This window comes from Spirillospora sp. CA-294931, from assembly GCF_050946795.1.
Classification (GTDB): Bacteria; Actinomycetota; Actinomycetes; order Streptosporangiales; family Streptosporangiaceae; genus Spirillospora.
This window is the reverse complement of record NZ_CP192006.1, coordinates 2,555,321-2,580,411: the sequence shown is the minus strand read 5'-3', so window position 1 is coordinate 2,580,411 and position 25,091 is coordinate 2,555,321. Positions and strand designations below refer to the sequence as shown.

The following is a 25,091-nucleotide window of genomic DNA, read 5'->3' as shown; positions in this document are numbered from 1 at the left end:
TCACACATCCTCGATCGTGTCGTCCGTGTCGGAGCGGCCCAGCACAAGGCTGATCAAGCTGTCGGCGTCCATCGAGTCGATGGAGCCCAGGTCGTCGGACCGCTCCGGCGCCGACCACTCGTCGGCGACCCCCGCGAGTTCGAGCAGGCCGTCCATCAGGCCCGCCTCGCGCAATCGGGTCAACGGAATGGACTGCAGAATGCTGCGGACCTTCGCTTCGTCCCCGCCCTGGCCGGGGTCGCCGCCAGGGAAGAGTTCGTCCTTGAGGTAGCCGGCGAGGGCGCCGGCACTGGGGTAGTCGAAGATGGCGGTGGCCGGGACCGGGAGGCCCGTGCCGGACCTCAGCCGGTTCCTGATCTCGATGGCCGCCAGGGAGTCGAACCCCAGATCCTGGAACGCCCGATCAGGCTCGATGGCGTCGGCGGATCCATGGCCCAGCACGGCCGCGACCTGCGTCCGGACCAGGTCGAGCAGTGCCCGGTCGCGTTCGGCGCCCGACAGGTCGGCCAGCCGTTCCGCCAGGCCCGGACCGCCGCTCGCCGGGACGTCGGCCGCCCGCGCCAGCCGCCGCGCGGGGACACGGACCAGGCTCCGGAGGACGGCCGGGACGTTCCTTCCCCGGGCCTGAACGGCGGCGAGGTCGAGGTTGACCGGCACGAGAGCGGGCTCGGCCGACGCCATGGCGGCGTCGAACAGCTTCAGGCCCTGCTCGGCGGTCAGTTCGACCATGCCCCACCGCCGGATCCGCAGCAGGTCCGCCTCCGAGAGGCGCTGCACCATGCCGTGCCCTTCGCCCCACAGCCCCCAGGCCAGCGACTGCGCCGGAAGTCCCCGCGCTTGCCGGTGCTGAGCCAGTGCCGTCAGGAACTGGTTGGCGGCGGCGTAGTTGGCCTGGCCTGGTCCGTCGACCACGCTCGACGACGAGGAGAACAGCACGAACGCCGACAACGGCATGTCGCGGGTCAGTTCGTGCAGATGCCAGGCGGCGTCGACCTTGGGACGGGAAACGATGTCGATGTGTTCCGGGGTCTGCGCCCCGATCAGGGCGTTGGCCCCGACTCCCGCGGCGTGGATCACCGCGGTCAGCGACCGTTCCGCGAGCAGCCCGGCCAGCGCGTGCCGGTCACCGGCGTCACAGGCCGCGATCTCGACCTCCGCGCCGAGTCCGCCAAGCTCGGCCACCAACTCGGCGGCACCGTCGGCGGCGCTTCCCCGGCGGCTGGTCAGGAGCAGCCGCCGCACACCGTGCTCGGCGACCAGATGGCGCGCGACGAGGCGGCCCAGACCTCCCGTCCCGCCGGTGATCAGTACGGTTCCGTCCTGGTCCCATCGTGGTCCGGTCTCGTCGGCCGTGCTCGCGCGGGTCATCCGCGGCACCAGTGGCTGCCCGTCGCGGACGGCGAGCTGCGGCTCACCCGTCCCGATCGCCTCCGCCAGCGCCGCGTCGGACCCGGGCCGGTCATCGAGATCGACCAGCACGAACCGGTCGGGATTCTCGGCCTGCGCGGAACGCACCAGGCCCCAGACGGCGGCCTGGGCCAGGCCGGTGACGTCCTCGTGCGGAACGGCGGCGACGGCACCACGGGTCACCAGCACCAGCCGCCGCGACTCCAGCCGCTCGTCGGCCAGCCACGCCTGGAGCAGTCCCAGCACGTCGTTGGCCACGTCCCGGAACCGGCCGGGAACCTCGCCGGTCTCCCCGGACGGGCAGAACACCACGACCGCGTCGGAGGACGTGTCGGCGAGCGACGCCAGCTCCGATGCGGCGACGTCCAGCAGCGTGTAGGAAGCCGTGGCGGTGACCTCGGCCGGGAGCCAGTCGAGCCGGTACAGCGGAGTGCGCGAACCGTCGTCCACGCTCAGCTGCTCTGCGGGGAGGGTGACCAGCGAGTCCACCTCGGCGACCAGAGCCCCCGCGCCATCGGCGACGGTCATCTGAAGCTCCCCGCCCGTGCTGCGGATCCGCACCCGCAGCGTCGCGGCGCCGGCCGCGTACAGCCGCACCCCACTCCACGTGAACGGGATCCTCGGCCCCTCGTGCCGCAGCCCGTCGATGAAGCTCCCGTGCATCGCCGCGTCGAGCAACGCCGGGTGCAACCCGAACCGGGCCGCGTCCAAGGCCGCCGCCTCCGGAAGCACGATCTCGGCGAAGACCTCCTCACCACGCGACCAGGCGGCGCGCATGGCCTGGAACGTCGGCCCGTACTCCAGGCCCCCCTCGAAGAGCCGGTCGTAGAAGCCGGTCAGGTCGAGGCTGGTCGCCCCCTCCGGCGGCCAGACGTCCATGCCCGCCGCCCCGGCCGCCGCGACCTCGGGGGCCAGAGTGCCGCTGGCATGCCGAGTCCACGGAGTGTCCGGGGGCGCCTGGTCGGGACGGGAGTGAATGTGAATGCTCCTGCGCCCGTCCTCGTCAGGGTCGTGAACGGTGATCTGGAGGGTGGTGTGCCGCTGCGGATCGACCGCGAGCGGCGCGTGCAGGGTCAGCTCGTCGAGCGTGGGACAGCCGATCTGGAAGCCCGCGTGGAGGGCGAGCTCGATGAAGGCGGTGCCGGGGAGCAGCGTCGTGCCCATGACGACGTGGTCGGCGAGCCACGGATGCCCGCTCAGAGAGATGCGCCCGGTGAGGATCGCCCCGTCGGTGTCGGCCAGGGGCAGTGCGGCCCCGAGCAGCGGGTGCTCAGTGACCTCAAGCCCGGCCTTGGCGACATCCGTCCCACCGGCCGAATCGATCCAGTACCGCTGCCGTTGGAAGGGGTAGGTGGGCAGGTCGACTCGTTGTGCGCCGGTGAAGAGTGTTGCCCAGTTGATGGGGACGCCGCGGGTGTGGAGTTGGCCGATGGCGGTGAGCAGGTGGCGCGGTTCGTCGCGGTCGCGGCGCAGGGTCGCGATGAAGTCGGCGTCGGTGGTGGCGGTCAGGGCCGCGTCGGGCCCGACTTCCAGGAAGGTGGTGACGCCTTGGTCGAGGAGGGTTTGGACGGTGTCGTGGTAGCGGACGGTGTCGCGGACGTGCCGCACCCAGTAGCCCGCACTGCGCCATTCCTCAGGGACGTCCATGCTTGGTTGCTGGTAGGTCAGGCTGGTGGCGACCTGCTCGAACTCGGCCAACATCGGGTCCATCAACGCCGAGTGGAAGGCATGGGAGACCTGAAGGCGTTTGGTGCCGTTGAGGGACGCGGCGACCTTCAATACCGCGTCTTCGGTGCCGGAGATGACGACGGCTTCGGGGCCGTTGATCGCGGCGATCTCAACGCCGTCGATGAGGTGGGCACGTACTTGGTCTTCGGTGGCGCGGATCGCGACCATCGCCCCACCCGACGGCAGCGCTTGCATCAGCTGACCGCGAGCCGCCACCAGCCGGGCCGCGTCCGGCAGCGACCACACGCCCGCGACGTGTGCGGCGACTAGTTCGCCGATGGAGTGCCCCGCAAGGTGGTCAGGACGTACGCCCCACGATTCCAGCAGCCGGAACAATGCCACCTCGACCGCGAACAACGCGGGCTGAGCCCAACCGGTCTGCGCTAGCCGCTCGGCGTCGCCCCACATCACCTCACGCAACGACGCATCGAAATGGGCCAGCACCTCATCCAGAGCTTGCGCGAACACCGGGAACGCCTCATACAGCTCACGGCCCATACCGACGCGCTGGCTGCCCTGGCCAGAGAACACCACGGCGAAGCGTCCCGTCACCGGGGTGCTGCTGGTGACGTCGTTCAGCGCGGCCACCAACTCATCGCGATCCGCACCCACCACCACGGCGCGGTGTTCGAGATGAGCACGGGTCGTGGCCAGGGAGAACCCGACATCGGCAGGGTTGAAATCGGTGACGTGTGCGGCGAGCTGCGCGGCCTGGGCCTGCAACGCCGCCTCAGTCTTGGCGGAGAGCACCCACGGCACCATGGGCAGTTCCGGGCTCGGCTCGGTGGTTGTTTCGGCTGCTTGTTCGAGGATGACGTGGGCGTTGGTGCCGCTGATCCCGAACGAGGACACGCCCGCGCGCCGGGGATGGCCATTGGATTCCCACGGTTGTGGTTGGGTCAGGAGTTGGACGGCTCCGGCCGACCAGTCCACATGCGGGCTCGGCTCGTCCGCATGCAACGTCTTAGGCAGGACACCCTTCTGGAGCGCCATCACCATCTTGATCACACCCGCCACACCAGCGGCGGCCTGCGTGTGACCGATGTTCGACTTCAACGACCCCAGCCACAACGGCCGGTCTTCAGGACGATCCTGGCCATAGGTCGCGATCAACGCCTGCGCCTCGATCGGATCGCCCAGCTTCGTGCCGGTGCCGTGCGCCTCCACGACATCGACGTCCGAGGCTTTCAGACCCGCCGACAACAACGCGCGCTCGATCACGCGCTGCTGCGAGGGGCCATTGGGTGCGGTGAGCCCGTTGGAGGCACCGTCTTGGTTGACTGCTGTGCTTCGGATGACGGCCAGGATCTGATGGCCGTTGCGTTCGGCGTCCGACAGGCGCTCCAGGACCAGGACCCCGGCGCCCTCTCCCCAACCGGTCCCGTCAGCGGACGCGGCGAAGGATTTACAGCGCCCATCGGCCGACAGGCCGCCTTGGCGAGTGAACTCCACGAACGTGTCCGGCGTTGCCATCACCGTGACACCACCGGCCAAAGCCAGCGAGCACTCCCCACGCTGCAAAGCCTGACCAGCCAGTTGCATCGCCACCAACGAGGACGAGCACGCCGTGTCCACCGACAACGCCGGACCTTCCAGCCCCAGCGTGTAGGACACCCGACCCGATACCACGCTGCCCGGACTGCCCCCAGCCGCATAATCGTGGTACATCACTCCGGCGAAGACGCCGGTGGAGGTGCCCCGCAGTGATCCCGGATCGATCCCGGCACGTTCGAGCGCTTCCCAGGACGTCTCCAGCAGCAGTCGCTGTTGAGGGTCCATGACCGCGGCTTCACGTGGCGAGATGCCGAAGAAGCCGGGATCGAAGTCGGCGGCGTCGTACAGGAACCCACCGTGGGCGGTGACGCTCTCGCCTGGCGCCAGATCCCAACCTCGATCGGTGGGGAACTCGGCCACCGCGTCCACCCCGTCAGCCACCAGCCGCCACAGCTCCTGCGGCGAGGTCACCCCGCCCGGGTATCGGCAGCCCATCCCCACGATGGCGATGGGTTCGTCGGTGGCGCTTGCGTGGGAGGGGGCGGCGGTGGGGATGGTGTGGAGGGCCTGGGCGAGGAGGTGTTGGGCGAGGGCGTGGATGTTGGGGTAGTCGAACACCAGCGTCGCGGGGAGCCGCAGGCCCGTCGCCGCAGCTAGCGCGTTGCGCAGTTCCACGGCGGTCAGCGAGTCAAACCCTAGATCCTGGAAGGCGCGTGTCACTTCCACTGCGGCGGCCGAGCCGTGACCCAGCACCGCAGCCACCCGACCACGCACGAGGTCGACCACCACACCCAGCCGATCAGCCTCAGCGACCTCCAAGAGGGCCTTGGCCAGGGAACCGGTCGAGGCCGTCTTGCGTACCTTGGGGCCTGCCAGTCCTTGCAGTAGGGGCGGCAATTCGGCGCCCTCTGCGCGCAGTGCCTTCTGGTCCAGCTTCAGAACAGCCAGTGCGGACTCATCGAGTTGGACGGCAGCGTCGAACAGGGCCAGGGCTTCGTCGGTGGGAAGCTCCCGGATCGCACCCCGCGACATGCGGGCGCGGTCGCTGTCGTCGAGTTCAGCGGCCATGCCATCGGTAGCCCAAGGACCCCACGCCAACGACTGGGCCGGGAGTCCTTGGGTGTGGCGGTGCTGGGCCAGAGCGTCCAGGAAAGAGTTGGCAGCTGCGTAGTTACCCTGCCCGGGGCCACCCAGCACACCAGCAACCGAGGAGAACAACACAAACGCCGACAACGGCATGTCGCGGGTCAGCTCATGCAGATGCCAGGCCGCATCCGCCTTCGGCGCCAGCACCCGATCCAGCCGCTCGGGAGTGAGCGAGGAGATCACACCGTCGTCCAAGACCCCGGCGGCGTGCACCACACCGGTCACGTCCAGACCCGAGACCACCTCGCGCAACGCGTCGCGGTCGGACACATCACACGCCACCACCCGCGCATCCGCACCCAACTCCGCCAACTCAGCAACCAACCGCGTCGCGCCCGGAGCGGCAGGACCGCTACGACTCACCAACACCAAGTGCCGTACGCCATGCGTATCTGCCAGGTGACGGGCGACCACCGCACCCAAACCACCCGTCCCACCAGTGATCAGCACGGTTCCATCGGCGGACCAGGCGTCCCTACCGCCAACCGATGCTGTGCTCCGGACGAGCTGGGGAGCGAAAAGCGCCCCCTCGCGCACTGCGATCTGCGGCTCGCCGCTGGCGATCGCCTGTTCCAGGGAGGCATCGGCGCTGTCCAGGTCGATCAAGACCAGGCGGCCGGGTTCCTCGGCCTGAACCGCGCGCCCCAGACCCCAGACCGCAGCGCCCGCCAGGTCTGTAACGACGTCGCCTGGGCCGGTAGCGACCGCACCACGGGTGGTCAATACCAGCCGTGAGTCGGTGGAAAGCCAGTCCTGGATGACTTGGAGTGCTTGGTGGGTGGCTGCTCGGACTTCTTGGGGTGTGGTGCCGGGGGCGGTGTGGTGGACGGCGATGTTGGTGGTGGCGGGTGTGGTGGGGCTGGGGATGGGCTGCCAACTGATCCGGTACAGCGGGCTGCTGTTGAGTTGCTGGGTGGTGATGGGTCGGGTCGTCAGGTTGGTGATGGTGGCGATCGCGGCGCCGGTGGTATCGGTCAGGTGCAGGGTTTGCGGATCGGGCAAGTGGACGCGCAACGTCGTGGCGCCGGTGGCGTGCAGGTGGACGCCGCTCCAGGCGAACGGGACGACAAGTTCGTCGGTTTCGGAGTGAAGGGACGCGGTGTGGAGGGCGGCGTCCAGGAGGGCGGGGTGGATGCCGTATCCGGTGACGTCCAGGTCGGGGATGGCGATCTCGGCGAACAGTTCATCACCGCGCCGCCACGCGGCCCGTAGTCCCTGGAAGGCCGGGCCGTAGTCCAGTCCCTGGCCGGCCAGCCGCTCATACATGCCGTCCACCGGGATCGCCTCGGCCTGGTCCGGCGGCCACGCCATAGCAGCGGGTTCGGCGAGGAGCGCGGTAAGCGTTCCACTGGCGTGCAAGGTCCAGGACGAGTCAGGAGCCTGCGACCGGATCTGCACCGTCTCACCGGTCACCGCGACCTGGATGTCGACGCCTCGGCTGGGCTCGAACACCAGCGGAGCGTGCAGCGTCAGTTCGTCGATCGAAGGCAACCCTGTCTGCTCACCGGCGTGCAAGACCAACTCGACCAGGGCCGTGCCGGGCAGCAGGGTGGCGCCCAGGACGTTGTGATCGGCCAGCCAGGGGTGGGTGTCCAGCGACAACCGGCCCGTCATCACCAGGCCATCGCTGCCAGGGAGAGGAACCATGGCGGCGAGCATCGGATGGTCGGCGGACAACTGCCCAGCCGCGCTCCCGCCAACCGAGTCAAGCCAGTACCGCTGATGTTCGAACGCGTACGTCGGTAGGTCCACACGTCGCGCACCGGCGAATAGCTCGGCCCAGTCGATGGCTACGCCGCGCGTGTGCAATTCACTGACAGCGGTGAGGAGTTGGCGGGGTTCGTCGCGGTCGCGGCACAGGGTCGCGATGAAGCCGGTGCTGCTGGTGGCGGTCAAGGCCGCGTCGGGCCCGACCTCCAGGAAGGTCGTGACGCCTTGGTCGAGCAGGGTCTGGACGTTGTCGTGATACCGGACGGTGTCACGGACGTGTCCCACCCAGTACCCGGGCGTGCACCATTTCTCAGGAACCGGCACGGTCGGGTGTTCGTAGGTCAGGTCGGCGGCGACCTGCTCGAACTCGCCCAGCATGGGGTCCATCAACGCCGAGTGGAAGGCGTGCGAGACCTGAAGGCGCTTGGTGGTGTCGAAGAACCCGGCGACCTTCAGCACGGCGTTCTCGACACCGGAGATCACGACCGCTTCGGGGCCGTTGACAGCGGCGATCTCCACCCCATCGACGAGGCGGGCACGCACTTCATCCTCGGTAGCCCGGATCGCCACCATCGCCCCACCAGACGGCAACGCCTGCATCAACCGGCCACGAGCAGCCACTAGCCGGGCCGCGTCCGACAGCGACCACACGCCCGCAACGTGTGCGGCGGCCAGCTCACCGATCGAATGCCCGGCGAGGTGGTCAGGACGTACGCCCCACGACTCCAGCAGCCGGAACAACGCCACCTCGACCGCGAACAACGCGGGCTGAGCCCAACCGGTCTGCGCGAGCCGGTCGGAGTCGTTCCACATCACCTCACGCAGCGAGCCATCGAAATGGGCCAGCACCTCATCCAAAGCCCGCGCGAACACCGGGAACGACCCGTACAGCTCACGCCCCATACCGACGCGCTGGCTGCCCTGACCCGAGAACACCACCGCGAGCCGGCCAGAAACCGGAGTGCCGCTGGAGACGTCGCTCAGCGCGGCCACCAACTCATCACGATCCGCACCCACCACCACGGCACGGTGTTCAAGATGAGCACGAGTCGTGGCCAGGGAGAACCCGACATCGGCGGGATCAAGGTCGGTGACGTGTGCGGCCAATTGCTGCGCCTGGGCCTGCAACGCGGCCTCGGTCTTGCCGGAGATCACCCACGGCACCACGGGAAGCTGCGACCCGGCGGCCTCCCGCTCGGTCTCGGGTGCTTCTTCGAGGATGACGTGGGCGTTCGTCCCGCTGATCCCGAAGGAGGAGATTCCCGCACGTCGGGGATGGCCGTTGGCCTCCCACGGTTGGGGTTCGGTCAGAAGTTGCACGGCTCCGGCCGACCAGTCCACGTGCGGGCTCGGCTCGTCCGCATGCAACGTCTTGGGCAGGACGCTCTTCTGGAGGGCCATGATCATCTTGATCACGCCTGCGACGCCGGCGGCGGCCTGGGTGTGGCCGATGTTCGACTTCAGCGAGCCGAGCCAGAGCGGGCGGTCCCCGGGGCGATCCTGGCCGTACGTTGCGATCAGCGCCTGCGCCTCGATCGGGTCGCCCAGCTTCGTGCCGGTGCCGTGAGCCTCCACCACGTCCACGTCTGCGGGAGTGAGGCCCGCGTTGGCCAGGGCGCGTGCGATGACCCGCTGCTGCGACGGGCCGTTCGGCGCGGTCAGCCCGTTGGACGCGCCGTCCTGGTTGACCGCCGTAGCCCGCACGACCGCCAACACTCGATGGCCGTTGCGTTGGGCGTCCGACAGGCGTTCCAGGACCAGAACTCCGGCGCCCTCGCCCCAGCCGGTCCCGTCAGCGGACGCGGCGAAGGATTTGCACCGGCCGTCGCGAGAGAGTCCGCCCTGGCGGCTGAACTCCACGAACGTTTCCGGGGTCGCCATCACCGTGACACCACCGGCCAAAGCCAGCGAGCACTCGCCCTGGCGTAGGGCCTGCCCGGCCAGCTGCAATGCGACCAGGGAGGACGAGCATGCCGTGTCCACCGACATCGCCGGACCCTCCAGGCCCAGCGTGTAGGACACGCGCCCGGAGACGACGCTGCCCGAACTGGCTCCGGTCAGGTAGTCGTGGTACATCACTCCGGCGAACACGCCCGTCGAGGAGCCGCGCAGCGATTTCGGGTCGATCCCGGCGCGTTCGAGTGCTTCCCAGGACGTCTCCAGGAGCAGCCGCTGCTGGGGGTCCATGGCCAGCGCCTCGCGTGGCGAGATTCCGAAGAAGCCCGCGTCGAACTCGGCCGCGTCGTACAGGAATCCGCCGTGGCGTACGTAGGTGGTTTCGGGCCGCGACAGCTCCGGATCGAACAAGCCCTCGATGTCCCAGCCGCGGTCGGTGGGGAAGTGCGACACCGCGTCCACTCCGTCGGCGACCAGGCGCCACAGGTCCTCGGGCGACGTCACTCCGCCCGGGTAGCGGCAGCCGATACCGACGACGGCGATGGGCTCGTCGTTCAGCACGCCCGGCCGGGACGTCGCCGTGGCGATCGCAGCCGGGCCGCTTCCGGCGAGTTCGCCCAGCAGGTGCTCGACGAGGTCCTGCACGCTCGGATAGTCGAACACGAGCGTCGCGGGGAGCCGCAGACCTGTTGCTCCGGCCAGCCCGTTGCGCAGTTCCACCGCGGTCAGCGAGTCGAAGCCCATGTCCTGGAACGCCCGGTCGAGTTCGACCACCGCGCCCGGCGCGTATCCCAGCACCGCGCCGACGCGTGAGCGCACCAGCTCGATCACCGCGGCTCTGCGTCCGGCCTCGTCCAGTCCGGCCAGCCGTGTGGTGAAGGCTCCGGAGTCCGACGCGGCCACCCGCTGGGCGCCCGGCCGTCCGCCGAGATTCCGCAGCACGGCCGGAAGTTCCGGACCGGCGGAGCGCAGCGTCACCGGATCGAACTTCACCGGGACGAGCACGGCTTCGTCCAGCCGCATCGCGGCGTCCAGCAGCGCCAAGCCTTCGGGACCGGACATTCCCAGCACACCGCTCCGGGACATCCGGGAGATGTCGGCGGCTCCCAGGTCGTCGGCCATGCCGTCCGACACGGTCCACGGCCCCCATGCCAGCGACTGAGCCGGCAGGCCCTGCGCGTGGCGCAGTCTGGCGAGCGCGTCCAGGAACGCGTTCGCCGCCGCGTAGTTGCCCTGCCCAGGGCCGCCCAGCACACCGGCGACGGAGGAGAACAGCACGAACGCCGTCAGGTCCAGGTCGCGGGTCAGCTCGTGCAGATGCCACGCGGCATCCACCTTCGGTGCCAGCACCCGATCCAGCCGTTCCGGGCTCAGCGACGACAGGACGCCGTCGTCCAGGACACCGGCCGCGTGCACGACGGCGCCCAGACTCCCGTCGGCTGCGATACGTCCCAGCAGGTCGGCGACCGCGTCGCGGTCGGTGACGTCGCAGGCCGCCGACCGCGCGTCCGCGCCCAGCTCCGCCAGCTCGGCCACCAGCTCGGCGTTCGCGCCACGGCGGCTGGCCAGCACCAGGTGCCGCGCGCCGTGCTCGGTCACCAGATGCCGGGCCACCAGGCGGCCGAGCGTTCCGGATGCTCCGGTGATGAGCACCGTCCGGCCGGGGTCGAAGCTGCCGCCGGAGCCGCCGGTCGCGGGGACTCTGGCCAGGCGGACGCCGTGGCAGACCCCGGCCCGGATGATCAGCTCGGACTCCGTTGTGCCCGGGGCACGGGCCAACGGGGCGGCCGACGCGGGATCCGCGTCGATGTCGACCAGGATGATCCGGCCGGGATTCTCGGCCTGGGCCGAACGCACCAGGCCCTGCACCGCCGCACCGGCCAGGTCGCCGACCGGTTCCGCCGCGCCTTCCGTGACGACCAGCAGGGTCGTGTCGAGGAATCGCGGGTCGGCCAGCCAGGATTGCAGCAGTGCGAGCATCCGGTGGGTGGCGTGGTGGACGGCCGCGGCGCCGGAGTCGCCACCGCAGCTCACGGCGATCACGTCCATGTCCCCGTCGGCGTCGAGACTCAGGCCGAGCGGCACCGTCTCGATCGGCCCGGCCGACGCGACGTCGATCGGCGGTCCGCCCGCGTCCACGACACCCCACCGGCCCGCAACGGGCTCCGGAAGGCTGATCGCCGTGGTCTCCAGCCGGTGCAGGCCGTCCAGGGAGGAAGTTCGCGCGGCGGCGAGCTGTTCGGCCGACACCGGGCGGACGGCCAGCGCCTCCACCGACGCCACCGGCGCTCCCCCGGTGTCGGCGAGCTCCACCGCCACGGTGTTCTCGCCGTCCATGCTCAGTCGTACGCGAAGCGCCGACGCCCCAACGGCGTGCACCGTCACGCCCGACCAGGTGAACGGCAGCAGCCCCGTCATCTCCTCGGCGGGCCCGGCGAGCGCGAGCGCGTGGAGGGAGGCGTCGAGCAGTGCCGGATGGACACCGAATCCGTCGCCCTGCTCGCCGGACTCCGCGAGCGCGACCTCGGCGAAGATCTCCTCACCTCGCCGCCAGACGGCACGCACGCCCTGGAAGGCGGGCCCATAGGTCATGCCGTGCTCGGCGAGGCGGTCGTACAGGTCGACCGTCGGTACGACCTCGGCGTCTACCGGCGGCCACTGGCGCAGCCCCTCGCCCGGCTGCCGAACGGCCGCGCCCAGGACGCCGGACGCGTGCCTGGTCCACGGCGCTTCCGCGGAGTGAGCGCCAGTGCGCGCGAACACCTCCACCGTGCGCCGTCCCGGCTCGTCACCGGCCCTGACCAGGATCTGAACGGTCGCGTCGCCGTCCTCGGGCAGTAGCAGCGGCGCCTCGATGGTGAGCTCTTCGATCGTGGCGCAGCCGACCTGGTCACCGGCCCGCAGCACCAGTTCCACGAACGCACTGCCAGGCAGGAGGATGGTGCCCATGACGGCGTGATCGGCCAGCCAAGGATGCGTGTCCAGCGACAACCTGCCGGTGAGGACGGCGCCTTCCCCGTCGGCGAGGGGCACGGCGGCACCGAGCAGCGGATGGTCCGCGGGCTCCAATCCGGCCGCGGTCACATCGGCGTTCCCAGTGACCGAGTTGATCCAGTACCACTGCCTCTGGAAGGGGTAGGTGGGCAGGTCGACGCGTTGCGCGTCGGTGAACAGCCCCGCCCAGTCGACGGGGACGCCGCGTGTGTGGAGTTGGCCAATGGCGGTGAGGAGTTGGCGGGGTTCGTCGCGGTCGCGGCGCAGGGTGGCGATGAAGTCGGTGCTGCTGGTGGCGGTCAGGGCCGCATCGGGCCCGACCTCCAGGAACGTCGTGACGCCTTGGTCGAGCAGGGTCTGGACGGTGTCGTGGTACCGGACGGTGTCGCGCACATGCCGCACCCAGTACTCAGGTGTGCGCCATTCTTCCGGAACGGCCATGCTTGGCTGCTCGTAGGTCAGGTCGGCTGCGACCTGCTCGAACTCGCCCAACATCGGGTCCATCAGGGCTGAGTGGAAGGCGTGCGAGACCTGAAGTCGCTTGGTGGTGTCAAAGAATCCAGCGACCTGGACGACGGCGTCTTCGGTGCCGGAGATGACGACTGCTTCGGGGCCGTTGATCGCGGCGATCTCCACCCCGTCAACCAGGCGTTCCCGCACCTGATCCTCGGTAGCCCGGATCGCCACCATCGCTCCACCCGACGGCAACGCCTGCATCAACCGACCGCGAGCAGCCACCAGCCGGGCCGCGTCCGGCAAAGTCCACACCCCGGCGACGTGCGCGGCGGCCAGTTCACCGATGGAGTGCCCGGCTAGATAATCAGGGCGTATGCCCCACGACTCCAGCAGCCGGAACAGCGCCACCTCCACCGCGAACAACGCAGGCTGCGCCCAACCCGTCTGCCCGAGCCGATCAGCGTCGCCCCACATCACCTCACGCAACGACGCATCGAAATGCGCGAGCACCTCATCCAAAGCCGCCGCGAACACCGGGAACGCCTCATACAACCCACGCCCCATACCCACGCGCTGGCTGCCCTGACCTGAGAACACCACCGCGAGACGACTCGCAACCGCAGTACCACCCGAGACGCTGCGCAGCGCGGCCACCAGCTCATCGCGATCCGCACCCACCACCACGGCGCGGTGTTCGAGATGAGCGCGAGTCGTGGCCAGCGAGAACCCCACATCAGCCAGATCGAGGTCATGCTCGGTGACGTGCGCGGCCAGCCGCTCGGCCTGGGCCCGCAACGCGGCCTTGGTCTTGCCGGAGATCACCCAGGGCACCGGCCTTGCCGGTTGTGGTGCCGTCTCGGGGCGCGGTTCCGGTGCCGGTCCCTGTTCGATGATCACGTGGGAGTTGGTGCCGCTCAGCCCGAACGAGGACACGGCCGCACGTCGGGGATGGCCATTGGCCTCCCACGGTTGCGGCTCGGTCAACAACCGCACCGAACCCGCTGACCAGTCCACATGCGGGCTCGGCTCGTCCACGTGCAAGGTGCGCGGCAGCGTCCCGGCGCGCATCGCCATGACCATCTTGATCACACCCGCCACACCAGCGGCGGCCTGCGTGTGACCGATGTTCGACTTCAATGACCCCAGCCAGAGCGGCCGACCCTCGGGACGGTCCTTGCCGTAGGTGGCGATCAGCGCCTGGGCCTCGATCGGGTCGCCCAGCTTCGTGCCGGTGCCGTGGGCCTCGACCGCGTCGACCTGGTCGCCCGTCAGGCCCGCGGCGCCCAGCGCCTGCCTGATCACGCGCTGCTGGGACGGGCCGTTCGGCGCGGTGAAGCCGTTGGAGGCGCCGTCCTGGTTGACGGCGCTGCCGCGCACGATGGCGAGGACGTCGTGGCCGAGCCGCCGGGCGTCCGAGAGCCGTTCCAGGACCAGGACGCCGACGCCCTCACCCCACCCGGTGCCGTCGGCCGACGCGGCGAAGGACTTGCAGCGGCCGTCGGGCGAGAGGGCGCCCTGCTTGCTGAATTCGGTGAACATGTCGGGGGTCGCCATCACCGAGACCCCACCGGCCAGCGCGAGCGTGCACTCGCCCTGACGCAGCGCCTGGGCCGCGAAGTGGATCGCCACGAGCGAGGACGAGCAGGCGGTGTCGACGGTGACCGAGGGACCTTCGAGGCCGAGCGTGTAGGACACGCGTCCGGAGATCACGCTGCCCTGGATGGCGCTGGCCACGTAGTCGTGGTGCATCAGGCCGGCGAAGACGCCGGTCGGGCTGCCCTTCAGCGACGTCGGGTCGATGCCCGCGCGTTCGCATGCCTCCCAGGACGCCTCCAGCAGAACGCGGAGCTGGGGGTCCAGCCGTTGCGCGTCGCGTGGGGAGATGCCGAACAGTTCGCTGTCGAACTCGGCGGCGTCGTAGAGGTAGCCGCCGTCCAGGACGTAGGTCGTCTCGGGACGGCTGAGTTCGGGGTCGAGCAGCCGTCGCGCGTCCCAGCCTCGGTCGGCGGGGATCTCGGCGGTGATGCCGTCCACGCCGTCGGCGACCAGCCGCCACAGTCCTTCTGGGTTGGCGACGCCGCCCGGGTAGCGGCAGGCCATGCCGACGATCGCGATGGGTTCGTCGTCGACCTGCACCGGGACGAGCGGTGCGGCGGCGTCCTGACCGGCGCCTGAGATCTCGGCCAGCAGGAAGTCGGCGAGGGCGCGGGTGCTGGGGTAGTCGAAGACGACGGTGGCGGGAACGGGCAGGCCGGTGGTGGTCTTGAGCCGGTTGCGGAGCTCGACGGCGGTGAGGGAGTCGAATCCCATCTCCTGGAACGCCCGGTCGGGTTCGACAGCGTCGGCGGATCCGTGGCCCAGCACGGACGCCACGTGGGCGCGGACCAGTTCCAGCACGACCCGGTCTCGGTCCGCGTCCGGCAGCCCGGCCACGCGCTGGGCCAGTGCCGGGCCGTCGGCCGCGGATCCGGCGTCGGCGATGCGCCGGGCCTGGCGTTTGACCAGGCCGCTGAGGATGGGCGGGACGCCGTCGGCGCGGGTCCGGATCGCGGCGGTGTCCAGGTGGACGGGCACCAGTGCGGGCTCGGCGGAGGCGGTCGCGTCGTCGAAGAGGTCCAGTGCCTCGGCGGTGGTCAGCTCGACCATGCCCCAGCGGTTGACGCGTTGCCGGTCGGCTTCCTGGAGTTGCCGTCCCATGCCGGGGGCCTCGCCCCAGAGTCCCCAGGCCAGGGCCTGGCCGGGGAGCCCTTGGGCATGCCGGTGCTGTGCCAGAGCGGTCAGGAAGGCGTTGGCCGCCGCGTAATTGCCCTGGCCCGGGCCGTCCACAACGCTGGACGAGGACGAGAACAGCACGAACCGCGACAGCTCCATGTCTCGCGTCAGTTCGTGCAGGTACCAGGCCGCGTCGGCCTTGGGGCGCAGTACTCCGTCGATCCGTTCGGGTGTCAGCACGCCGACGACGCCGTTGTCGGCCACGCCCGCCGCGTGGACGACGCCGCTCAGCGGCCTGTCGGGGTCGATGCCCGCCAGCAGCGCCGCGAGCGCTTCGCGGTCGCCGACGTCGCAGGCTTCGATCCGGACGTCGGCGCCCAGCTCGGTCAGTTCTGCGAGGAGTTCGTCGGCGCCCTCGGCGGCCATGCCGCGGCGGCTGGTCAGCAGGAGGTGCCCGACCTGATGGTCGGACACGAGCCGCCGGGCGATCAGGCCGCCCAGCCCGCCGGTGCCGCCGGTGATCAGCACGGTGCCCGCCGGGTCCCAGGGAGCGGCGGGCTCCGGAGCCGGTCCGGTGACGCGGGCCAGCCTGGGCACCATGACCTTGCCGTCGCGCACGGCGACCTGCGACTCGCCGGAGCCGACGGCCCCAGCGAGCGTCGCGGCCGTGGCCTCCCGCTCGTCCAGGTCGACGAGGACGAACCGTTCCGGGTTCTCGGCCTGCGCCGAGCGCACCAGGCCCCAGACGGCCGCCTGCGCGGGGGCGGTCACGTCGTCTCCCGGACGCGTCGACATCGCGCCGCGCGTCACCAGCACCAGCCGTGACGACGATGGCCGTTCCGCGGCGAGCCAGCTCCGCAGCAGTTCGAGGGCGTGATCGGTGGCCGCGCGGATCTGGCCCGGCATGTCCAGGTCCGGGTCGGTGGCGCAGCAGGCCACCACGATGTCCGTGTCCGTCGTGGCCAGGTCGGTGTCCAGCGGCTGGAGGCCGAGCCCGAACGCGTCGGGTCCCAGCAGCGCCCAACGGCCGGCGGGCGTGGCGGTGCCCGGTGCGGAGATCCACTCGACGCGGAACAGCGAGTCGCGCGTGGTGTTCTGGAACGCGCTGAGCTGCTCGGCCGACACGGGGCGCGCCACCAGCGACTCCACCGACATGACCGCCGCGCCGGTCCCGTCGGCCACGGTCATCCGCAGGCCCTGGCCATGCGGAGACAGCCGTACCCGCAGCTTGGACGACCCGGCGGCGTGCAGGGTGACGCCGTTCCACGCGAACGGGATCGAGGTCTCCCCCATGCCGCCGTCGTCACTGTCGAGGAAGCGCGGCTGCATCGCGGCGTCCAGGAGCGCGGGATGCAACCCGAACACGCCGTTCTCGCTCGCCGCTTCGGGCAGCACGATCTCGCCGAACAGTTCCGTGCCCCGCCGCCACGCCGCGCGCAGGCCCTGGAACGTGGGTCCGTACTGGAAGCCCTGCTCGACCAGGCGGGGGTAAAGGCCGTCGACCGGCAGCTCTACCGCGTCCTTCGGCGGCCAGACCGTGAGGTCGGCGTCCGGGACCGCGTCGGACGCGGGCACGATCGTGCCGCTCGCGTGGCGGAGCCAGGACTCCTGACCGGCGTCCTCCGGCCGCGAGTAGACCGCGATGGGCCGTCCGCCCGACCGTCCGGGCGGGCCGACGATGACCTGGAGGACCGTCCCGCCGTGCTCGGGGAACACCAGCGGAGCCTCGATGGTGAGCTCGTCGATGACCGGGCAGCCGACCTCGTCACCGGCACGGATGGCCAGCTCGACGAAGCCGGTGCCGGGAAGCAGCACCGTCCCCATCACCGCGTGATCGGCCAGCCAGGGATGCGACCGCGGCGACAGCCGACCGGTCAGCACCACGCCGTCGGAGTCGGCGAGCGGAACCGCCGCACCCAGCATCGGATGCTCGACCGGCCCCAGCCCGACGGCGGCCGGATCCCCCGACGCCGCCGCCTCGACCCAGTAGCGCTTGTGCTGGAACGCATAGGTCGGCAGATCGACCCGCTCGGCCCCGGTTCCGGCGAACAGCGCGGCCCGGTCGAACGGGACGCCGCGAACGAACAGGCGCCCGATCGCCGACATCAGCTCGTGCCGCTCCGGACGGTCGCGGCGAAGCGCGGCCACGAGCTCCGCGTCACCGTCCACGGCCGTGGTGGCGGTGAGGGCCGCGTCGGGCCCGACCTCCAGGAACGTCGTCGCGCCTTGGTCGAGCAAGGTCTGGACGGTGTCGTGGTACCGGACGGTGTCGCGCACGTGCCGCACCCAGTACTCAGGTGTGCGCCATTCTTCGGGGGTCGGGATGGTCGGGTGTTCGTAGGTCAGGCTGGTGGCGACCTGCTCGAACTCGGCCAGCATCGGGTCCATGAGGGCCGAGTGGAAGGCGTGCGAGACCTGGAGCCGCTTGGTGGTGTCAAAGACCCCGGCGACCTGGACGACGGCGTCTTCGGTTCCGGAGATGACGACCGCTTCGGGGCCGTTGATCGCGGCGATCTCCACGCCGTCGATGAGGCGTGCGCGTACCTCGTCCTCGGCGGCGCGGATCGCGATCATCGCGCCACCCGGCGGCAGCGCCTGCATCAGCTGGCCGCGCGCGGCCACCAGGCGGGCGGCGTCCGGCAGCGACCACACGCCCGCGACGTGCGCTGCGGCCAATTCGCCGATGGAGTGCCCCGCCACAAAGTCGGGAGACACGCCCCACGATTCGAGTAGCCGGTACAGCGCCACCTCGACGGCGAACAGCGCGGGCTGAGCCCATCCGGTTTGTGCGAGCCGCTCGGGGTCGTCCCACGCCACCTCACGCAGCGAGGCGTCGAAGTGCGCCAGCACCTCATCAAAGGCCTGCGCGAAGGTCGGGAACGCCTCGTACAGTTCCCGGCCCATCCCAACGCGCTGACTCCCTTGGCCGGAGAACAGCAGGGCGAGTTTGCCGGTGGTGGTGCCCTGATGCGGAACCTGCGCGATCAGGCTGTCCAACCCCTGCTCCAGCACCGCAGGGGTATCGGCCAAGATCACCGCACGGTGCGGCAACGCCGCCCGCGTCGTCGCCAACGAGTAGGCGACATCCACCAAACGGGTGTCCTCAGTAACGACGGACTTAAGGCGTTCAGCCTGCGCGGCCAACGCGCTCGGGGACTTGGCCGACAACACCACCGGCACCACCCCGGCAAGCGATTCCGGCGCACGCGCCGAACCCGGCACCGACACAGGAGCCGCTTCGGGGGCTTGTTCGATGATGACGTGAGCGTTGGTCCCACTCACCCCAAACGACGACACCCCCGCCCGCCGAGCACGATCACCCACCACCCACGGCCGTGATTCGGTCAACAACCGCACCGAACCCGCCGACCAATCCACATGCCGCGACGGCACCTCAGCATGCAACGACTTAGGCAAAACACCCCGCTGAAGCGCCATCACCATCTTGATCACACCCGCCACCCCCGCAGCGGCCTGCACATGACCAATATTCGACTTCAACGACCCCAACCACAACGGACGACCCTCCACCCGCCCCTTCCCATACGTCGCGATCAACGCCTGAGCCTCAATCGGATCACCCAAACTCGTCCCCGTACCGTGACCCTCCACCACATCCACATCACCAGGACCCAACCCCGCATCCACCAACGCCCGCAAAACCACCCGCTGCTGCGACGGACCATTCGGCGCCGTCAACCCATTCGACGCACCGTCCTGATTCACCGCCGAACCAACCACCACCCCCAACACCCGACGACCCGCACGCACCGCATCCGACAACCGCTCCAACACCAACAAACCAACACCCTCACCCCACCCCGTCCCATCAGCCCCATCACCAAACGCCTTACACCGACCATCCACCGCCAACCCACGCTGACGAGCAAAGGCGACGAAGGGTTCGGGCTTGGACATCAGTGCCACGCCACCCGCCAGGGCGAGGGTGCATTCCTTGCGCCGAAGGGCTTGGGCGGCCAGGTGCAGCGCCACCAAGGACGACGAGCATGCGGTGTCGACCGTTACCGCAGGGCCTTCCAGGCCGAGTGCGTACGAGACACGGCCGGTGATGACCGCGCCCGTGGAGCTGGTCCCCAGGTACGCTTCCGCGATCTCCGGTCGGCTTGCGATCAGTTCCCCGTAGTCCTGGCCGCCGGAGCCGCCGAAGACGCCGACACGTTCGCCACGCAGGGACTCGGGGTCGATCCCGGCCCGCTCGATGCTTTCCCAGGCGACTTCCAGCATCAGGCGCTGCTGCGGGTCCATCGACAGTGCCTCGCGCGGCGAGATCCCGAAGAAGTCGGCGTCGAAGTGCCCGATGTCCTCGACGAACCCGCCCTCGCGCGCGTAGGTGGTGCCAGGTCGGTCGGGGTCGCTGTCGAACAGAGCGTCCAGATCCCAGCCCCGGTCCGTCGGGAACGGGGAGATCGCGTCGCGGCCCTCGGCGACCAGGCGCCAGAGGTCTTCCGGTGAGCGGACGCCACCGGGAAAACGGCAGGCCATGCCGACGATCGCGATCGGTTCGTTGTTCTCGGCCTCGACCTGTTGCAATCGCTGTCGGGTCTGGTGGAGCTCGGCACTCACTCGTTTGAGATAGTCGAGAAACTTCTCATCGTTTCCCACGATTTTCACCTCATTGAATTGCAATTAACGAGTGGCCGACGGCGTTGCCCAACAAGCCGATTCGTGCCATATTTCAGGCATTGTTACTTGCCCGAGATTACCGAGCGATCCCTTGCGGGAACCACCCCTAGTCCGCCCCTAGGGGACCCCTTAGACGGTTACGTCCGGGACCCCTTTGGAGACCGGAAATCACGACAGGCCGAGTTGCTTGTCGATAAATGCGAAGACGTCCTGGGCACTGGCCATTTCCAGGTCGGCGCCCGTCGCCCCGTCCGCCGCGCCAAGGGTCTGGTTCAACTTGGTGACGAGCGATTGCAGCCGTGTCGTGACGCGCATCCGATCGATGTCCTCGGGGGTGAGCGTCGTGACCGCCGCTTCGAGCCGGTCGAGTTCGGCGAGCACGAGTTCGTCGGACGTCTCACCGTCCGCGAAGAGCCGCTCGCGCAGATGAGCGGCCAGGGCCGCCGGGGTGGCGTAGTCGTACACCAGCGTGGTGGGCAGCCGGAGTCCGGTCGCCGCGCCGAGGCGATTGCGGAGGTCGACCGCGGTCATGGAGTCGAGGCCGAGGTCCTTGAATGCCCTGCCGGGCTCGATCTGGCCGTCGTCCCGGAATCCGAGGACCTGCGCGGCCTGCTCGCTCACCAGGTCGATCAGCACACGGTCGCGTTCGGACGAGGGCAGCCCGGCCAGCCGGTCGGTCAGCGCCGCCGCGGCCTGCTCGTCCGCTCCGGTATCGGACTCGGCGGCCAGGATCGCCGCCACCTCGGGCAGCGCCGACAGCAGCGGACGGCGGCGAGCCACGGTATAAGCAGGAACGAATCGAGGCCATTCGATGTCGGCGACCACCAGATGGGTCTCATCGTGGTCGAGTGCCTGCCGGAGCATCGCCAGCGCCGCTTCGGGGTCCAGCGGAGGGACACCGATGCCGCGCAGCAGCGCATCGGCTTCGGCGCCGACCATGCCACCGCCGCTCCAGGGACCCCAGGCGATGGAGGTCGCGGGCAGGCCACGCGTCCTGCGCCGGTGGGCGAGCGCGTCAAGGTAGGCGTTCGCGGCCGCGTAGGCCGCCTGGCCTGGGCTTCCCCAGACCGCCGAACTTGAGGAGAACAGCACGAAGGCCTCCAGCGCCCGGTCCCCGAGCAGGGCGTCGAGGTTCGCCGCACCGGCGATCTTCGCCCGGCCGGTCTCCGCGAACTCGGCCAGGGTGAGCTCGGGCAGACGTGCCTCGTCGTGCAGCGTCCCGGCCGCGTGGACGACGGCGGTCAGCGGTTCCCCTTCGGGCACCGAGTCCAGCAGCCGTCCGAGCGCGGCTCGGTCGGCCACATCGCACGCCGCGATCGTGACCCGAGCGCCCAGCGCGGACAGCTCGGCCGCCAGTTCGGCCGCACCCGGTGCCGTCTCGCCCCGCCTGCTGGTCAGGATCAGATGCCCGGCTCCGTCGGCGGCCAGCCAGCGCGCGACCTGGGCACCCAGCGCGCCGGTGCCTCCGGTGACGAGCACCGTGCCGTGTGGCCGCCAGGTGCCGGGCGCCGGTCGTCCGGCCAAGGGAGCGCGGACCATCCTGCGGGCGAAGGCGCCGTCCGGCCGGATCGCCACCTGGTCCTCGCCGGTGGTACCGGTGAGAACGTCGCAGAGCAGAGCCGCCGAACGGTCGTCGAGAGTGCTGGGGACGTCCACCAGGCCGCCCCAGGTGCCGGGATGATCGAGGGCGAGTACCGTCCCCATCCCCCAGATCAGGGCCTGCTCGGGGCTGATCGGATCGGGCTGTCCGGGAACGCCGCCGGTGGTGAGGCACCAGAGTGGAGCCGAGACGTCGAGATCGTCCAATGCCTGGACGAGGGCCACCGTCGCGGCGGCCCCCCGGGAAAGCGTGGCGTGGTGGGGATCCACGCGTTCGTCGAGCGCGAGCAGCGAGACCACGCCTGTTGGAGCGAGGTCCAGGCGGACGCGCAGTTCGGTGGAGATGTGCTCGCGGTCGGCCTCGTCCACCGAGACCAGCACCACCTGGGCGCCGCGCGCGGTCAACTCCGCCGCCACCGTCTCAGGCATCCGGCGATCCTGGAGACCAGAGGGAACCAGGAGCAGCCAGGTGCCGGCGAGCGGGCTCCCGTCCGAGCGCGGCAGGTCGTTCAGGGGAAGCCAGTCGACGCGGTAGCGGCATCGGTCCATGGCCTCCCGCCCCTGGACCCGGCTCCGCCAGGACACGAGCGCGGGCACGAGAGCGTCCAGCTGAGCGGGCTCGACCCCGAGATCGTCAGCCAGCGCCCGGGTGTCCTGCTGCTCAACGGCCGTCCAGAACGCCGCCTCGGCGGCACTCGTGGATTCGGCGGACGCGCTCTCCATCCAGTACCGCTGCCGTTGGAAGGGGTAGGTTGGCAGGTCGACTCGTTGTGCGCCGGTGAAGAGTGTTGCCCAGTTGATGGGGACGCCGCGGGTGTGGAGTTCGCCGAGCGCGGTGAGCAGGTGGCGCGGTTCGTCGCGGTCACGGCGCAGGGTCGCGATGAAGTCGGCGTCGGTGGTGGCGGTCAGGGCCGCGTCGGGTCCGACCTCCAGGAAGGTGGTGACGCCTTGGTCGAGCAGGGTCTGGACGGTGTCGTGGTAGCGGACGGTGACGCGCACATGCCGCACCCAATACTCCGCACTGCACCAAGCCTCAGGAACGGCCATGCCTGGCTGCTCGTAGGTCAAGTCGACTGCGACCTGCTCGAACTCGCCCAACATCGGATCCATCAACGCCGAATGGAAGGCGTGCGAGACCTGAAGCCGCTTGGAGGTGTCAAAGAACCCGGCGACCTTCACCACCGCGACTTCCTCACCGGAGATGACGACCGCTTCGGGGCCGTTGATCGCGGCGATCTCCACCCCGTCAACCAGGCGTTCCCGTACTTGGTCCTCGGTGGCGCGGATCGCCACCATCGCCCCACCAGAAGGCAGCGCTTGCATCAGCTGACCGCGAGCCGCCACCAACCGGGCCGCATCCGGGAGCGACCACACGCCCGCCACATGCGCGGCCGCCAACTCACCAATCGAATGCCCCGCTACACAGTCCGGGGACACACCCCACGACTCCAGCAGCCGGAACAACGCCACCTCCACCGCGAACAACGCAGGCTGCGCCCAACCCGTCTGCCCGAGCCGCTCGGCGTCGCCCCACATCACCTCACGCAACGACGCATCAAAATGCGCCAACACCTCATCCAAAGCCGCCGCGAACACCGGGAACGCCTCATACAACTCACGCCCCATACCCACGCGCTGGCTGCCCTGGCCCGAGAACACCACCGCGAGGCGGCCGTCCACTGTGCGGTTGCTTGTGATGCTCTTCAGGCCCTGGAGCAGTTCGTCTTGGTCCGCGCCGACCACGACGGCGCGGTGTTCCAAATGAGTACGGGTGGCGGCGAGGGAGAATCCCACGTCGGCTGGGTCGAGGTCATGCTCGGCCACGTGTGCGGCCAACTGCTGGGCCTGCGCCTGAAGGGCGGCTTCGGTCTTACCGGAGATCACCCACGGCACCACCGGCAACGACGAGCCGGCGGACTCCGTCTCGGCCTGGGGTGCTTCTTCGAGGATGACGTGGGCGTTGGTGCCGCTGATCCCGAACGAGGACACGCCCGCACGCCGGGGATGACCGTTGGCCTCCCACGGTTGCGGTTCGGTCAGCAACCGCAGCGAACCTGTCGACCAGTCCACATGCGGGCTCGGCTCGTCCACGTGCAACGTCTTGGGAAGCGTCCCCGCTCGCATCGCCATGACCATCTTGATCACACCCGCCACACCGGCGGCGGCCTGCGTGTGGCCGAGGTTCGACTTCAGTGAGCCCAGCCAGAGCGGCCTGTCCTCGGGACGGTCCTGACCGTAGGCGTCGATCAGCGCTTGGGCCTCGATCGGGTCGCCCAGCTTCGTGCCGGTGCCGTGGGCCTCGACCACGTCCACGTCGGACGCGCTCAGGCCCGCCGACGCCAACGCGCGCTCGATGACCCGCTGCTGCGACGGCCCGTTCGGCGCCGTCAGCCCGTTGGACGCGCCGTCCTGGTTGACCGCGGACCCTCGCACCACTCCAAGAATTCGACGACCGTTGCGGATCGCGTCCGACAGGCGCTCCAGCAGGACCACGCCCACACCCTCGGACCAGCCCACGCCATCGGCGGCCGCCGAGAACGGCTTGCACCGGCCGTCCGGCGAGATCGCGCCCTGCTTGCTGAACTCCACGAAGACCTCGGGAGTGCACATGACGGTGGCGCCACCGGCCAGGGCGAGTTCGCTCTCGCCCCGCCGCAACGATTCGCAGGCCAGGTGGATGGTCACCAGCGAGGAGGAGCAGGTGGTGTCGACGGTGACGGCGGGGCCTTGGAGGCCGAGGGCATAGGCCACCCGGCCGGACAGCACCGCGGCCGAGTTGCCGAGCATCACGTAGCCGCCGACGTCCTCGGGCATCTGGAGGGGACGCGTCGTGTAGTCGTGGTACATCGCACCGGCGAAGACGGCGGTCGGCGTCTCGCCCAGCGACAGCGGGGCGATCCCGGCGTCCTCCAATGCCTCCCACGATGTCTCGAGCAGGAGCCGCTGCTGGGGATCCATCGCCAGCGCCTCGCGCGGCGAGATCCCGAAGAAGCCCGGGTCGAAGTCGGCGATGCCGGACAGGAAGCCGCCCTCGTGGGTGTGGCCGGTCGTCGAACCGTGCAGCAGGTCGTCCGGCCAGCCGCGGTCCGTGGGAAACGGCGAGATCGCGTCACGCGCGTCGGCGATCAGGTGCCACAGCTCCGCGGGCGTCCGGACGCCGCCCGGGAACCGGCAGCTCATGCCGATGATGGCGATCGGCTCGCGCAGACCGGCCTCGACCTCGCGCAGCCGCCGCCGGGTCTGCTGGAGGTCGGTGGTCGCGCGCCGCAGGTAGTCGCGCAGCTTCTCGTTGTCGGCCATCCGGC

General features: G+C 70.0%; 2 protein-coding genes. Both read right to left on the bottom strand.

From position 1 onward, the window contains the following. Positions 1 to 20,166, bottom strand: coding sequence for an SDR family NAD(P)-dependent oxidoreductase (locus ACQPY4_RS11660; RefSeq protein WP_433335404.1), 20,166 nt, complete (start codon positions 20,164 to 20,166; stop codon positions 1 to 3). Positions 20,167 to 20,355: 189 nt separating this feature from the next. Beyond that, positions 20,356 to 25,086, bottom strand: a complete 4,731-nt coding sequence (locus ACQPY4_RS11655; RefSeq protein ID WP_433335403.1) for a type I polyketide synthase — start codon at positions 25,084 to 25,086, stop codon at positions 20,356 to 20,358. Positions 25,087 to 25,091: the final 5 nt, after the last annotated feature.